The organism is Nocardioides hwasunensis (genome assembly GCF_014779665.1).
GTDB lineage: Bacteria > Actinomycetota > Actinomycetes > Propionibacteriales > Nocardioidaceae > Nocardioides > Nocardioides hwasunensis.
Genome location: NZ_JACXYY010000008.1, coordinates 47,173 through 61,790, shown reverse-complemented (window position 1 = coordinate 61,790; position 14,618 = coordinate 47,173). Strand labels below are relative to the sequence as shown.

At 73.2% G+C, this 14,618-nt stretch carries 13 protein-coding genes; 9 read left to right on the top strand and 4 right to left on the bottom strand.

From position 1 onward, the window contains the following. Positions 1-69 precede the first annotated feature (69 nt). The 3 genes from IEZ25_RS18210 (at position 70) to IEZ25_RS18200 (ending at position 1,708) form a co-directional block, all read left to right on the top strand. A complete protein-coding gene (locus IEZ25_RS18210; protein ID WP_191200892.1) occupies positions 70-321 on the top strand; it encodes a PspC domain-containing protein in 252 nt (83 codons plus the stop codon). A 16-nt stretch (positions 322-337) separates the two neighbouring features. Then, complete coding sequence (locus IEZ25_RS18205; RefSeq protein ID WP_191200891.1) at positions 338-1,009, top strand: maleylpyruvate isomerase family mycothiol-dependent enzyme; 672 nt, start codon at positions 338-340, stop codon at positions 1,007-1,009. A gap of 63 nt (positions 1,010-1,072) precedes the next feature. Then, a complete protein-coding gene (locus IEZ25_RS18200) occupies positions 1,073-1,708 on the top strand; it encodes a maleylpyruvate isomerase family mycothiol-dependent enzyme (RefSeq protein WP_191200890.1) in 636 nt (211 codons plus the stop codon). Between the two features lie 11 nt (positions 1,709-1,719). Here IEZ25_RS18200 and IEZ25_RS18195 read toward each other — a convergent pair whose 3' ends face one another. Genes IEZ25_RS18195 through IEZ25_RS18180 form a run of 4 tightly spaced genes read right to left on the bottom strand, consistent with a single transcriptional unit; the run spans position 1,720 to position 5,333 of the window. Continuing rightward, on the bottom strand, positions 1,720-3,204 hold the full coding sequence (locus IEZ25_RS18195; protein ID WP_191200889.1) for an MFS transporter: 1,485 nt from the start codon (positions 3,202-3,204) through the stop codon (positions 1,720-1,722). Further along, complete coding sequence (locus IEZ25_RS18190; protein WP_191200888.1) at positions 3,201-4,547, bottom strand: M20/M25/M40 family metallo-hydrolase; 1,347 nt, start codon at positions 4,545-4,547, stop codon at positions 3,201-3,203. The genes IEZ25_RS18195 and IEZ25_RS18190 overlap by 4 nt, the downstream gene beginning before the upstream one ends. Beyond that, a complete protein-coding gene (locus IEZ25_RS18185) occupies positions 4,544-5,158 on the bottom strand; it encodes a nitroreductase family protein (RefSeq protein WP_191200887.1) in 615 nt (204 codons plus the stop codon). Before IEZ25_RS18185 ends, IEZ25_RS18190 begins: the two co-directional genes overlap by 4 nt. Before the next feature lie 7 nt (positions 5,159-5,165). Further along, the gene (locus IEZ25_RS18180) at positions 5,166-5,333 is read right to left on the bottom strand and encodes a hypothetical protein (protein ID WP_191200886.1); all 168 of its coding nucleotides are present in this window, start codon (positions 5,331-5,333) and stop codon (positions 5,166-5,168) included. Positions 5,334-5,552: 219 nt separating this feature from the next. Between IEZ25_RS18180 and IEZ25_RS18175 the strand changes: the two genes are divergently transcribed. The 6 genes from IEZ25_RS18175 (at position 5,553) to IEZ25_RS18150 (ending at position 14,548) form a co-directional block, all read left to right on the top strand. Then, positions 5,553-6,737 carry an allantoate amidohydrolase gene (locus IEZ25_RS18175; protein WP_191200885.1) on the top strand — a complete coding sequence of 395 codons (1,185 nt, stop codon included), beginning with the start codon at positions 5,553-5,555 and terminating at the stop codon, positions 6,735-6,737. Further along, a complete protein-coding gene (locus tag IEZ25_RS18170; protein WP_191200884.1) occupies positions 6,734-8,044 on the top strand; it encodes a formimidoylglutamate deiminase in 1,311 nt (436 codons plus the stop codon). The genes IEZ25_RS18175 and IEZ25_RS18170 overlap by 4 nt, the downstream gene beginning before the upstream one ends. Then, positions 8,041-9,213, top strand: a complete 1,173-nt coding sequence (gene hutI / locus IEZ25_RS18165; RefSeq protein WP_191200883.1) for an imidazolonepropionase — start codon at positions 8,041-8,043, stop codon at positions 9,211-9,213. The genes IEZ25_RS18170 and hutI overlap by 4 nt, the downstream gene beginning before the upstream one ends. A 398-nt stretch (positions 9,214-9,611) precedes the next feature. Next, complete coding sequence (locus IEZ25_RS22365) at positions 9,612-12,548, top strand: helix-turn-helix transcriptional regulator (protein WP_191200882.1); 2,937 nt, start codon at positions 9,612-9,614, stop codon at positions 12,546-12,548. A 73-nt stretch (positions 12,549-12,621) separates the two neighbouring features. Then, the gene (locus IEZ25_RS18155; protein WP_191200881.1) at positions 12,622-13,710 is read left to right on the top strand and encodes a hypothetical protein; all 1,089 of its coding nucleotides are present in this window, start codon (positions 12,622-12,624) and stop codon (positions 13,708-13,710) included. A gap of 73 nt (positions 13,711-13,783) precedes the next feature. Continuing rightward, positions 13,784-14,548, top strand: a complete 765-nt coding sequence (locus IEZ25_RS18150) for a sucrase ferredoxin (RefSeq protein WP_191200880.1) — start codon at positions 13,784-13,786, stop codon at positions 14,546-14,548. Positions 14,549-14,618: the final 70 nt, after the last annotated feature.

Here is a 14,618-nt window from a genome sequence, read left to right as displayed (position 1 = left end):
GGCGGTCTCGGGGTCGGACAGGGGTCGATCCCGATGGTCCGCGTCGTCGGCGCGACGCAGGCTGGAGGCATGGACAACATTCGTGCCTCCCTCGCCCGTCAGGGCCTCGTCCGCTCCTCCGACCGCGGCATCCTGGGCGGCGTCTGCTCCGGTGTCGGGCGCCGGCTCGGCCTCGGCCCGTGGGTCACCCGCCTGCTCTTCCTGGTGACGCTGATCGTCATCCCCGGCAGCCAGTTCCTGATCTACCCGATCCTGTGGTTCGTGATGCCGGGGGACCGCAGCCTGGTCGCCGCGTCGAACGCGCCGCACCTGACCCGCTGACCCCTAGGTTCTGCACATGGCCCACGACTGGCTCGCGCTGCTGCGCGAGAGCACCGACCGCTTCGCCTCGACGGTGGCCGGCGCCGACCCCGGCGCGCGGGTGACCTGGTGTCCGGACTGGTCGCTGCGCGACCTCGTCGACCACCTCGGCGGGGTGCACCAGTGGGCGGCCCACGCCGTCGTCGACGGCAACCCGGACTTCGATCCCGAGCCCGTCCCCCACGACGCGGACCTGGCCGGGTGGTACCGACGGCACGCTTCAGCACTCCTCGAGGTGCTGAGCCAGACGCCGCCCGACGCGCCCGCGTGGACCCTCGACAAGGCGGACCGCACCGCCGGGTTCTGGCGGCGCCGGCAGGTGCACGAGACCGTGATGCACACCTGGGACGCCGAGGAGGCGCTCGGTCCGCCCTCGCCGATCGACGCCTCCCTCGCCTGGGACGGCGTCCGGGAGGTCGCCGACGTCATGTACCCGCGGCAGGTGCGCCTCGGTCGCGTCGATCCGCTGCTCTCCTCGTTGCAGCTCGTCGCCACGGACGTCGGGGACAGCGTGATCATCGGCAGCGGCGAGCCCGTCGTCGTACGCGATCGCGCGGAGGTGCTGCTCCGCCTGCTGTGGCACCGCGCGCCGCTGGACGACCTCGACCCGCGGGCGGCGGGGTTGCTGTCGAGGCCGATCGCTCCCTGAGGCTCGCGCTGGCCGCGACGCCGTGGGTGGGGTGCTGTCGGAGCGCCCTGACAGGCTGCCTCCATGACCGACGTGTGGGAGCTGGTGCGCGACGAGCGCGAGGCGCTGATCGACGACCTGGCCGGGCTGAGCGACGAGCAGTGGCAGCGCCCGTCCCTGTGCGGCGGCTGGACGGTGCACGACGTCGCCGCGCACCTGGTCGACAACGCGCGGACCACCCGCGTCGGGATCGTGGTCGCGATGGTGCGGGCGCGCTCCGACTTCGACCGGCAGAACGACCAGGGCGTCGCGCGCGCGAAGGGTGCCTCGCCCGCGGAGACCCTCGACCGGCTGCGCGCGGTCGCGGACCGTCGCACGACCCCGCCGGCGCCGCTCGACAGCCGGCTGGTCGAGGAGGTCGTGCACGGCGAGGACGTCAGGCGCCCCCTCGGGCTCGGCCGCGACTACCCCGACGAGACGGTCCATCGGTCGCTGGCGCACCAGCTCAGGACGTCCGTCGCGCTGGGCGGCGGCAGGCAGCGCGCAGCCGGTCTGCGGCTGGTCGCCACCGACGCCGACCTGTCCTACGGCGACGGGCCGGAGGTCGCCGGTCCGGCGTTCTCGCTGCTGATGGTCGTCTCCGGGCGCGCGCAGGTGCTCGAGGACCTGTCGGGGTCCGGTCTCGCGCAGCTCGAGGCGGGGCTGTCGGGCTCTCGCTGACAGGCTCCCGCTCAGCGAGAGATCGGCTCGGCCGGCGCGTCGCTGAAGGCGTGCTTCGGTGCGGCGAGCAGCGCGAGGGCGGCGAGGAACGCCGCACCGGAGCAGACCGCCCAGACGGTGAGGTAGCCGGACAGCGGGGCGACCTTCTCCGCGGCCGCGTCGAGCGAGCCGGTGGCCGTCAGCGCGATCGCGAAGATCGCCGAGGCGATGGCACCGCCGACGGTCTTGGTGCCGTTCGTCATCCCGGTCGCGATGCCGGTGCGCTCGGGGGGAGCGGCAGCCGCCGCGGCGGCGGGGAGCGCAGCGACGAGCGCGCCGGAGCCGAGACCGGCGACGCCCATGTTGATCAGCGCCTGCCAGGTGTGGTCGTGGAACGGCAGCCACAGCAGGTAGCCGAGGCCGACGAGCGAGCAGGCGACGACGAGCGCGCGACGTACGCCGCCGAGCAGCCGCGTCGTCAGCGGGAGGGTGAAGGCGCCGATCGCCAGCGTGACGACGTACAGCCCGATGAGCGTCGAGATGAAGGCCGGGTCGGCGCCGAGGCCGTAGCCGCGCTCGACCGGGTCGGCCTGGGCGTAGGTCGACAGCGGGATCTGGCCGCCGAGGACCGGAATGCCGAAGAGGAAGGCGGTGAGCTGCACCGGCCACTGGGCGGGGCTGGAGAACAGCCTCACGTCGACGATCGGCTCGGCGTGTTGCTTCTCGAAGCGCCAGAAGACGACGAACGCCACCAGCGACACGACGATCGTCAGCCAGCCGCGGGTCGAGCCGGGCCCGTCGAGGCGCAGCCAGACGAGCCCGCCCATCAGCACGCCGAGGGCGACGGTGATCAGGCCGAGGCCGGCCCAGTCGATGCTGCCACCGGTGTCGTCCCCGGGTGCCTGCTCGATCCCGGCGAGGATCACGAAGAAGACGGCGGTCACGACGATCGCGGGCATCGCGAGCAGGACGTTCATGTCGAGGGAGTCGACGAGCAGGCCGCTGGTCAGGGCGCCGACGATGACCGCGAGCTCGAGCGAGCCGACCAGGATCGCGGCACCGCGGCGGGTCAGCAGCTCCTGGCGGCCCGAGGCCCGGGTGCGGCGGTGGATGATCGCGATCTCGAGCGGCAGCCAGACGACGTACGCACCCTGGATCGCCCAGCCGATCAGGAAGGTGGTGAAGGTCGGCGCGAAGGCCAGCCACCACGAGCCGAGCGCCGTGACCGCGGTCGAGATCAGCAGCACGCGCTTGTGGCCGATCAGGTCGCCGAGCCGCGCCAGCAGCGGGATGCACAGCGCGCTGACGATCAGCTGCGCGGCCTCGAACCAGTTGATGTCGCCCTCGTGGATCGACAGGTGCTCGGCGATCTGGGGGTAGATCGGCGTGTAGTAGCCCTGCAGGATGCCGCTCGCGAACTCGACCAGCACGAGGAAGCCGACGACCGTGGCGAGTCCCTTGACCGCGGTGTGGGCCGGCGGCGCCTCCCGCTGGTCGGTCCTGTCGAAACCGCTCATCGGGGAAGCCTCTCGATCAGCAGGCGGTACCAGCGCGCTCCGTCGACGAGGTCGGCGACGCCGAGGTGCTCGTCGTAGGAGTGGATCGCCTGGCGCTGGGCCTTGGTCATCCGGAAGGGGGCGAAGCGGTAGACGTGCTCGCTGATCGCGGTGAAGTGCCGCGAGTCGGTGGCGGCCATCATCACGTAGGGCGTGGCGACCGCATCGGGGAAGACCTCGCCGATGCAGCCCTCGACCAGCTCGAAGGGCTCGTCCATCGGGGAGACCGGTGAGGGCTCGCCCGACTCGATCACGTCGATGCGGATCGAGTCGTCGTCGACGGCCCTGCGGACGTGGTCGACGACGCCGGCGACGGTGTCGCCGACCATGACCCGGATGTTGAGCCCGGCCTTCGCGGTCGAGGCGATCACGTTGAGGGCCGGCGATCCGCTGAGCGTGGTGGTCGCGACCGTCGTACGCGTCATGGCCGCGGCCTCCGGTCCGGCGGCCAGGAGTGCCCGGGTGACCACCGGCGCCAGCCGCTCGGCGCGGCCGAGGAGGGGTGCGAGCACCGGCCGCAGCGGGAGTGGGAGGTGCGGCGCGAGCCGGCGCATCAGCTCCAGCGTCGGGGCCGGCGCGGAGGCGGGGAACGGTGACTTCTCGATCCGCAGGACGGCCCGCGCGATGCGGGCCGTCGGACCGTTCCTCGCCGGTGTGGAGGCGTGCCCGCCGCGCCCCTCGGCGACCAGCTCGAGCGAGGTCGTGCCCTTCTCGGTGACACCGATGACGCCGAGCGGTGCCTTCACGCCGGGGAACGCGCCGCCCGCGATCGCACCGCCCTCGTCGAGCACCAGCCAGGGGGCGACACCACGCTCGCGCAGCACCTCGACGGCGGCCGGCGCGGCCGTGCCGCTGACCTCCTCGTCGCACCCGAACGACAGCCAGACGTCCTGCGCGGGCACGTGCCCGACCTCGAGCAACGACTCGACCGCCTCGCAGATCCCGGCGACGCAACCCTTGTCGTCGAGGGTGCCGCGTCCCCAGATCGCCGGCCCCACCTCGGAGTCGTGGATCTCGCCGCCGAACGGTTCGTGCTGCCAGGGCGCCTCGCCGTCGACGGGCACGACGTCGAGGTGGGCCATCAGCACGACCGGTCGCTCGGCGCTCGCCCCTGCCCATCGGAACAGCAGGCCGTGGGAGCCCACCCGGGTCAGCTCCAGCCGCTCGTGGAGCAGGGGGAACTGCGTCCGCAGCTCGGCCAGCAGCCGGTCGAAGGCGTCGGTGTCGACGCGCGAGGGGTCGCGGTCGGAGACGGTCGGGATGCGCACGAGCGCCTGCAGCGCGGCGACCACGCGGTCGGTCATGGGGTGACCGTAGTGCCCCAGCGGCCTCGGTGGACGACATTCGTGCGCCGATCGCGTCGGGCCGGCGAGCCCTTCGAGCCGGAGTCGCGCACCCGGTGGCCCACGGTGATCGCGCCGACCGGCCGGTGGTCGGCGGGGATGTCGAACGCCTCGCGGAAGGAGTCGGCATGCTGCGCCGGGATGCCGAAGAAGCACGCGCCGAGGCCCTCGTCGATGGCCGTCTGGAGGATCAGCAGCGCGGCCATGCCCGTGTCGACGTACCAGTACGGCACCGGCCACCGGTCCTCGCGACGGTCGCTCCAGCCCTTGTCGGCCTCGGCGTAGCGCTCGAGGTAGGCCTCCTTCGAGGCGAGCGGCACGATCACGACCGGGGCGGTGCGCATCCCGTCGAGCCAGGCGTTGTGCGTCTCGGGCGCGGCGCCGGTCGACTCCCAGAACCGTGCGAGGTCCTCGGGGGTGTCGAGCACGAGGAAGGCCCACCCCTGCGTGAAGCCCGCGTTGGGAGCCCGCTGCGCGTGCTCGAGCATCCGGTCGACGACGGCCGGGTCCACCGGCTCGGGACCGTAGCGGCGGACCATGCGGCGACGACGTACGACCTCACGGAACTCCATGGCGCCATCATCGTCGAGGGGGCGCATGTGTGTCGCTGGCCTGGGCCCGCGGCGACCCGACGGTCCGCTCCGCGGTCAGGCCCACCGCCAGGAAGATCGAGACCGCCAGGAGGACTACGACCGAGGCGGCCATCAGGAGACGTACGAGGCGGGACGCGGGTGAGGTGTCGGGCATTGGGGACTCCTGGGCCTGGCCGGAACTGGTGGGTCGTCGAGTGGCAACGGCGTCGGGATGCCGCCGCGGACGACGCTAGGAGCGCGGGAGAGCGAGTTCATCAGCCCGTGGTGCCGACGTGCTGGCCGCACGTACGACCCGGGTCGTACGTCTCGGATCCGAGACGTGTCGACGGGGTGCCGCGTTGACCGGTGCGGCCGCACCCGGTGGACTTGGCGCATGGCCTTCGAGGAGATGTGGCGCGACCTGGCTCCGGTGGGTCGATCGAGCTCGTCGGGCGGCTACAACCGGCAGCCCTGGGCCTCGGCCGAGATCGAGCTGCGGGCGTGGTTCACCGAGGAGTGTGCGCGCCGCGGGCTGGCCGTCGAGACCGACGGCATCGGCAACCAGGTGGCGTGGTGGGGTGCCGGCGACGATGGCGTGCTCACCGGCTCACACCTCGACTCGGTCCTCGAGGGCGGTGCCTACGACGGCCCGCTGGGTGTGGTCTCCGCCCTGGCCGCAGTCGACGCCCTCCGCGAGCGCGGCTTCGAGCCTGCGCGGCCGATCGGCATCGGGGTCTTCGTGGAGGAGGAGGGCTCGCGGTTCGGCCGCGCGTGCCTCGGCTCCCGGCTCGCGACCGGTGCGACGACGTGGGACGACGCAAAAGAGCTGCGGGACCGCGACGGCGTCTTCCTCGCCGACGCCATCGCTGACGCCGAGCTTGACCCCAGCGCCGGGCTGCTCCCGCTGGACCGGATCGGCACCTTCGTCGAGCTGCACGTCGAGCAGGGCCGCGACCTCGTCGACCGCGACGTGGCGGTCGGCCTCGCCAGCGAGATCTGGCCGCACGGCCGCTGGCGCTTCGACTTCTCCGGGCAGGCCAACCATGCCGGCACCACGCGGATGGAGGACCGTCGCGACCCGATGCTGACCTATGCGATGACCGCCCTGGCTGCGAACAAGCAGGCCCGCCTCGCCGGTCAGCGCGCCACCTTCGGCCGGGTCGCCGTCGAGCCCAACGGCACCAACGCCGTGCCCTCGCTCGTCACCGCGTGGCTCGACGCGCGTGCCTCGACCGACGACGCGCTGACGGAGATGGTCGGCTCGATCGAGCGCCAGGCCGACGACCGGGCCGGCCGCGACGGCACCTCGCTCGTCGTCACCCCCGAGTCGGTCTCCGGCTCGGTCGCCTTCGATCCCGAGCTGGCCGCGCGGCTCGCGGGCCTCGGCGACTGGCCGGTCATCCCGACCCAGGCCGGTCACGACGCCGGCATCCTCTCCGCCGCCGGCATCCCCACCGCGATGGTCTTCGTGCGCAACCCCACCGGCGTCTCGCACTCGCCCGACGAGCACGCCGAGACCGCCGACTGCCTGGCCGGGGTCGCGGCCCTCGCCGACGTGCTCGAGGAGCTCGCCCGGTGACGGCGTACCTCCTCGAACGCGCCTGGCTGGGCTCCGCCTTCGCGGACGACGTCCTCGTCGAGGTCGAGGACGGTCGGTTCACCTCGGTGACGCCCGACAGCGACCCGCCGCGAGCGATCCCGGTGCGCGGACTCGTCGTGTCGGGGCTCGCCAACACGCACAGCCACGCCTTCCACCGCGCGCTGCGGGGCCGCACCCAGCGTGAGCGCGGCACCTTCTGGACCTGGCGCGACCAGATGTACGACGTCGCCGCGCGGCTCGACCCGGAGACCTACCTCGCCCTCGCGCGGGCGACGTACCGCGAGATGGCGGCGGCCGGCATCACGAGCGTCGGCGAGTTCCACTACCTCCACCACCAGCCCGACGGCACGCCGTACGCCGACCCCCACGAGATGGGTCTCGCGCTGGTGCACGCGGCGCGCGAGGCCGGCATCAGGATCACCCTGCTCGACACGCTCTACCTCTCGTCCGGCTTCGGGGCACCGCCGGAGGGGGCGCAGGTGCGCTACTCCGACGGGTCGGTCGGGGCGTGGCTCGACCGAGTGCATGGTCTCGAGCTCGGCGGGCACGCGCGAGTGGGCGCGGCCGTCCACTCGGTCCGGGCCGTGCCTTCGGCCGCACTCCCCAGCGTCGCGGCGGGCCTCGGGGACCGCCCGTTCCACGTCCACCTGTCCGAGCAGGCCGCCGAGAACGACGCCTGCCGCGACGCGTACGGCGTCACCCCGGCCCGGCTGCTCGCCGACGCCGGCCTCGTCGGGCCGACCACCTCGCTCGTCCACGCCACCCACCTGACCGGCGACGACATCGAGGTCATCGGGGCAGCGCGGGCGTACGCGTCCTTCTGCCCGACCACGGAGCGTGACCTCGGCGACGGCATCGGTCCCTCGCGCCGGCTGCACGAGGCCGGTGCACGCCTGACGCTCGGCTCCGACAGCCACGCGGTGATCGACCTCTTCGAGGAGATGCGCGCGGTGGAGCTCGACGAGCGGCTCGCCACCCAGCAGCGCGGTCACTGGACGGCCGCCGAGCTGCTGACCGCCGCCACCACCGACGGGCACGCCAGCCTCGGGTGGGCCGACGCGGGCGCCATCGCCGTCGGCCGGCGCGCCGACCTGGTCGTCCTCGACCCGGCCAGCGCGCGCACGGCCGGCACCGGGCGCGACGAGAGCAGCGTCGTCTTCGCCGCGACCGCCGAGGACGTACGCCGGGTCATGGCCGACGGGCGGTGGATCGTCGACGACGGCGACCGGGCCGCGATCGGCCGTGAGCTCGACGACGTCGTCAGCCGGATCTGGGAGACCACATGACGACCACCGTGATCACCGGCATCGCCGAGCTCGTGACCAACGACCCTGCACGAGCCGACGAGGGTGGCCTCCTGGGCCTGCTCACCGACGCCGCCGTCGTCGTCGAGGGCAGCCGCATCGCCTGGGTCGGCCCGGCCGCCGAGGCGCCCGACGCCGACCTGCAGGTCGACGCCGGCGGCCGCGCCGTCATCCCGGGCTTCGTCGACTCCCACAGCCACCTCGTCTTCGCCGGGGACCGCTCGGCGGAGTTCGAGGCGCGGATGACGGGCGAGACCTACACCGCAGGCGGCATCCGCACCACGGTCGCGAGGACCCGTGCCGCCACGGACGAGCAGCTCACCTCACACGTCGCCCGGCTCGTCGCCGAGATGCGGGCCCAGGGCACCACCTCGCTGGAGATCAAGAGCGGCTACGGGTTGTCGGTCCACGACGAGGCACGCAGTCTCGCGGTGGCCGCCCAGTTCACGAGCGAGACCACGTTCCTCGGTGCCCACGTCGTGCCCGCGGACACCACCCCGGAGGACTACGTCGCTCTGGTCACCGGCCCCATGCTCGCGGCGGCTGCACCGCACGCCCGGTGGATCGACGTGTTCTGCGAGGACGGCGCCTTCGACGTCGACCAGGCACGAGCCATCCTGGCGGCGGGGTCCGACATCGGCTTGCGCGGCCGGCTCCACGCCAACCAGCTGACCTACGGCGGCGGGGTGCAGCTGGCCTGCGAGCTCGGTCTCGCGGCGGTCGACCACTGCACGTTCCTCGCCGACGACGACGTTTCCGCGCTCGCGGCGTCGGGCACCATCGCCACCCTGCTGCCGGGGGTGGAGTTCTCGACCCGCCAGCCCTATCCCGACGCCCGCGGGCTCCTCGACGCCGGCGTACGCGTGGCGCTCGCCAGCGATTGCAACCCGGGCTCGTGCTTCACCTCCTCGATGGCGCTCTGCATCGCGCTGGCCGTGCGCGAGATGCGGCTGAGCCCGGCCGAGGCGCTGCATGCGGCCACGGCCATGGGTGCCGCTGCCCTCGACCGGGACGACGTCGGCGTGCTCGCCCCCGGCAAGGCCGCCGACCTCGTCCTCCTCGACGCCCCGTCGTACGTCCACCTCGCCTATCGCCCCGGGGTGCCGCTCGTGGCCGGGGTCTGGCAGGCCGGCCGTCCCACCGTGGGGTAGTCCGCATCGAAATTCCGTCGGTGAGCCGATTCGAGCGGAATCCTGATGCGGACTACCCCACGAGGGGCTACCTCAGACACCGGTCGTGCGACGCCGGGCGGGGCATCTGAGGTAGCTGGCCACGCGCGAATAGGGCACCAGCCCGATGTCCGGGCCTACCTCACCGACGCAATCTCTTCTCACGGTCCAGAGAGGACCTGCTGGAGACAGCGAGAAGAGGAGACGCACATGTTCACCACCGACAGCTTCCTGGGTGCCGAGATCAGCTACCGCCAGGACCGGGTGCGCCAGGACTACGGCCGGCGCCGCTGGATCCGGGTCCGCACCGACGACACCCGGAAGTGACCCGCACCGCGATCGACCCGCGGGTGTCGGACGAGCAGGACACAATGTCGTCCGTGCCGTCGCTGCGGACCACCGATCTCATCGGACGCGATGCCGAGCTGGAGGAACTCACCACCCAGCTCGGCATTCGCGCGTCCGAGGGGGGTGCGCGCGCCGACCGGGCCGTCCGAGCGATGCTCGTCGCCGGTGACGCGGGTGTCGGGAAGACGCGGGTCCTGATGGCGCTGCGCGACGCCGCGCTCGCCGCCGACTGGCAGGTGGTGGCCGGCCACTGCCTCGACCTCGCCGACAGCTCGCTGCCCTACCTCCCCTTCTCCGAGATCCTCGGCCGTGTGATGGCCGACTCGCCCGACGTGGCGTCCCGGGTCCTCGACCAGCACCTCACCCTCGCCCGGCTCCAGCCGGGTCGGCGGATCCGCAGCAGCGAGACCGCGTCGGGCGACCAGGCCCTCGACCGCGGCAACGTCTACGACGCGTTCGGCGACCTCCTCGCAGCCGTCGCCGAGCAGGGCCCGCTGCTCGTGGTCGTCGAGGACGCCCACTGGGCCGACGAGTCCACCCGCGACATGCTCAGCTTCCTCTTCTCCCGCCCGGTGCCGGGGGTCTCGCTCGTCGTCTCCTACCGCTCCGACGACCTCCACCGCCGCCACCCGCTGCGTCGCCAGGTCGCCGAGTGGACCCGGCTGCGCGGCGTCGACCGGCTCCAGCTCGAGCCGCTCGCCGACGACGACGTACGTCTCCTGGTCCGCGCGCTGCACCCCTCGACGATGTCCGAGGCCGAATACGTCTCCATCGTCGACCGCGCCGAGGGCAACCCGTTCTTCATCGAGGAGCTCGTCGGTGCCGCCTGGACCGGGCAGGTGCCCGGTGAGCTCGCCGACGTGCTGCTCGTCCACCTCGACCGGCTCGACGAGACCACCCGGCGCGTGGTGCGGCTGATCTCGGTCGCGGGCCGCCAGGTCAGCCACAGCCTGCTCGCGGCGGTCTCCGACCTCGACGCCGCCGCGCTCGAGGCCGCGCTGCGCCATGCCGTGGAGGCACACGTGCTGGTCGCCTCTCGCGGCGGCACGTACGCCTTCCGCCACGCCCTGCTCGGCGAGGCGGTCTACGACGACCTGCTGCCGGGTGAGCGCGTGCGGCTCCACGCCGACTTCGTCTCGGCGTTGGGGGAGGGCCGGGCCGTCGGCACCGCCGCCGAGCTCGCCCAGCACGCCCGCCGCGCCGACGACCGCCCGATCGCCGTCCACGCCTCCATCGAGGCAGGCGAGGAGGCCCTCGCGGTCGGCGGCCCGTCCGAGGCCGCCAGCCACTACCTCGACGCGCTCGAGCTGATCGACACCTCGCGCACCCCGATGGACGACGTCGACACCTTCGCGCTGACCCGCCGCTGCGCCGAGGCGCTGGTCGCCGCGGGGCGGGTGCCGAAGGCCGTGAAGGTGCTGCGCGCGCGGCTGGCCACGCTGCCGGTCGAGGGGAGCAAGGTCGACCGTGGCCAGCTGCTCACCGCGCTCGCGTCCGCCCTGCTGCTCACCGACACCGCCGACGACCCCTACGAGATCGCCGAGGAGGCCGTCGAGCTGCTGCGCGGCGGTCCGCCGAAGCTCCTGGCCCGGGCGCTCTACGTCCGCGCCGCAGGCCTGGGCAGCTGGCGCGCCGAGGAGGCTCGCGCGATCGCCCTCGAGGCGCTCGAGCTGGCCGAGCGCAACGACCTCACGAGCCTGGCCGTGGAGCTGCACACCACGCTGGCCGGCCTCGACCCCGACGGCGGCGCGAGCCCCGGTGCGGGCTGGCAGGCGGCAGCCGACCGCGCCCGCCGCGCCGGGCTGGTGGAGGCGGAGCTGCGCGCGCTCTACCTGCTCGGGCGCATGCGCCACGACGCCGGCGCCCTCGACGCGGCTGTCGACGTCTATCGCCGGGTGATCGAGCGCAGCGAGGTCGGGGGCCTGGTCTGGTCGCCCTACCCGGCCGAGGCGCGACTGCTCCAGGCCGTCGCCCTCACCCACCTGGGCCGGCTCGACGAGGCGTGGGAGCTCCTCGACGTGAGCGGCCAGAACCCGCCGATGGTCTACGAGTGGCTCTACTTCGCCCACCAGATGCTCATCACCATCGGTGTCCGCGGCGACACCCACACGGCGGCGCTCGAGCGGCTCCGCGACTACTGGGGCACCGACGGCCTGACGGCGATCTCGGCCGGGGGTGCCGAGCTGATGCGCGCAGCGGCCGCAGGCGACGCCGCAGGGGCACTCGCGGTGTACGACGACGTGGTCGCGGTCGTCGTCCCCCTCTGGAACGAGTGGTTCCAGGCCAGGCTGCGACTCGCCGTCCTGGCGCTCAGCGCCCACGCCGCCGCGGCCCCTCGTCAGTCCGCCGAGGAGCGCGAGGCCGCCGCCGTCGACGTGGAGCGCCTGGTCGGCGACGCCGCTCGGGTGATCGACTTCTACGCCCCCTATGACGGCAGCCACGGCCCCGAATACCGGATGTGGGTGGCCCGGCGGACGGCCGAGCACCTGCGCTGGCGCTGGCTCGCCCAGGTCGAGCCGCCGTCGGCCGCTGAGCTCGTCGAGGCGTGGCGAGCAGCCGAGGAGACGGCTGTGGCCTACGGCAGCGTGCCCGAGATGGCGCAGGCGCGGGTCCGCCTGGCTGGCGTGCTGCGCGCCACCGGCGATGCCCAGGGCGCACGTGCGGTGGCCGACCAGGCACGCGAGGCGGCGCACGCGATGCGGTCGACGTCGTTGTTGGCCGAGCTCACCGGCCAGGGCTCCACCCCCGCGCCCTCCAGCACCGTCGAGGTCGCCGTGCTGACACCGCGAGAGTCCGAGATCCTCGCGCTCGTGGCCGAGGGACGTTCCAACGGCGAGATCGGCAAGCAGCTGTTCATCAGCACCAAGACCGTCTCGGTCCATGTCTCCAACATCCTGGCCAAGCTCGACGCGGCGTCCCGCACCGAGGCCGCGGCGGTGGCGCGTCGCCGTGGGTTGATCCAGGCCTGAGCCGGCCCACCGTTTGCTGGGCGGTGGCCGGGGGTACAGGATCTGCGACACCTACCCGTCTGGAGCTGAACCCATGACCCTTGGCCGACGCCTGACCGTCGTGCTCGCCGCTGCGGCACTGTCCACGACCTCGACGCTCGCTCTCGCCACCTCGGCGGGCGCCGCACCGGACGGGGCCGACGACGTGCGGACGCCGGATGCCGCGGTGTCGGTCGACGGCGTCGCGCCCGTCGTCGCCCCGGTCCTCGACGCGCCGGCGACGACCGACGCCCGCAGCAAGGTGGCCAGCGCCCAGCGGCCTCGTCGTCCGCTCTTCGCGTTCTGGGGCCAGAAGTACAACCGCATCGACGGCTTCGGCTTCTCCACCGCGACCCGCGGGTCCGGCACGGGCATCGAGCTCACCGCCGCCTGGAAGACCTACCGCGGTGCGACGCCGATCAAGCCGAAGAAGGTCTTCGTCCAGGCGCGCGTCGACGGCGGCAAGTGGAGCCGGATGAAGGGCGTCAGGGCCACGATCGGCAAGAGGGGCCTGGTCAAGGCCAGCATCCCTGCGTTCGTCAACACCCCCGGCGTCGCGGCGCAGACCGTCGACTACCGGCTCAAGACCAAGAAGATCAAGAAGGGCCCGAGGAAGGCGCGTCGCAGCGTCGCCTCCAAGCCGGTCTCGGTCCGCTTCGAGAACCAGGCCATGTACACCGGCGACCAGGCCCGCTTCTACGCGCCGATCGCCAACCTGTGCCCGAACGCCGCCATCACGATCGACACGACCGGCGAGATCACCGGCGCGAAGGACGCGGTCTTCAGCTGGCAGCACGGGATCACCATGGACGTCGCCTCGCTGGCCGCCCCGACCGGGGAGACGGAGGCCTCCAAGCTCGCGATCGCCATCCACGAGTGCGCCCACATGAAGCAGTTCTACAACTGGGGAGGCACCGCCCAGGGCTGGAAGACGCTGGAGGCCCGCTCCGCCGAGATCTTCGTGCCCGACCAGAACCCGAGCGGGCCAGTCATCCCGCTCGCCTCCGACTGGGCTCCGCTCGAGCACGCAGCCGACTGCGCCACCTTCCTGGTCACCGGTGGCGCTCAGCGCACCTACGGCAGCTGGTGCAACCCGACGGAGAGCGCCGCGGCAGCGCTGCTCTGGCAGAACCTGAGGTACTGACCCGCCCCGCTCCGGGGTGCTTCGGCCCCGCCGGGCGAACGGCTCGTGAGGGTCGTCCGCCAGACTGCTGCACGTGCCTGACCTGACCGAGTTCCGTTGCTCCGCTGCGAGCGTCGAGGACGACGAGTCGATCGTCGGCACCGCGCCGACCGACACCGAGACCCTGCTCGTCGAGAGCCCCGGGCCGTGGGGACGTGACGCGATCGCCGAGAACCGACTGCCCGAACCGGTGCGGGAGCACCTCGGGTCGCTCGATCTCAAGGTGCTGCTCGTCCGTCGTCCCGACGGCACCTCCGGCCCGGGCACCCGGGTCTTCCTCGCGCGCGCGACCGGGGAGGGCTTCGACGTGCGCGGCGCGGTGCTCGATCGCGCCGAGGACCTCCTCGGCATCGACCTCGCCACGCTCCCGTCGTACGACGAGCCGCTGTGGCTGGTCTGCACGAACGGCAAGCGTGACCGGTGCTGCGCCGAGATCGGTCGGCCGATCGCCGCGTCGCTCAGCCAGGCGTGGGCGGAGGGGACCTGGGAGACCACGCACCTGGGTGGGCACCGGTTCTCCGGCACGCTCCTCGCGCTCCCGAGCGGCATCACCCTGGGCCGGCTCGACACCGGGAACGCGCTCGCCGCCTGCCAGGCGGTGCTCCGCGGAGAGCTTCCCGAGGGGCTCGTGCGCGGGCGCGCCGGCCGCTCCGGCGTCGATCAGGTCCGTGAGTTGCACGTCCGCGCCGGCGGCGATCCTGACGACGAGGTGGTGGCGGTGGCCGGTCCCGTCCGCCGGCAGTCGTGCGGCGACGACAAGGTCAAGGGCACGACCCGCTACGAGGTGGGGGCGCGCTGAGCATTGACCGTCGAGCGTCGGTCGGGGAAGGTCGGAGTCGGCTCGGTGTCGTCGGTCGAGGCAGGGCGAA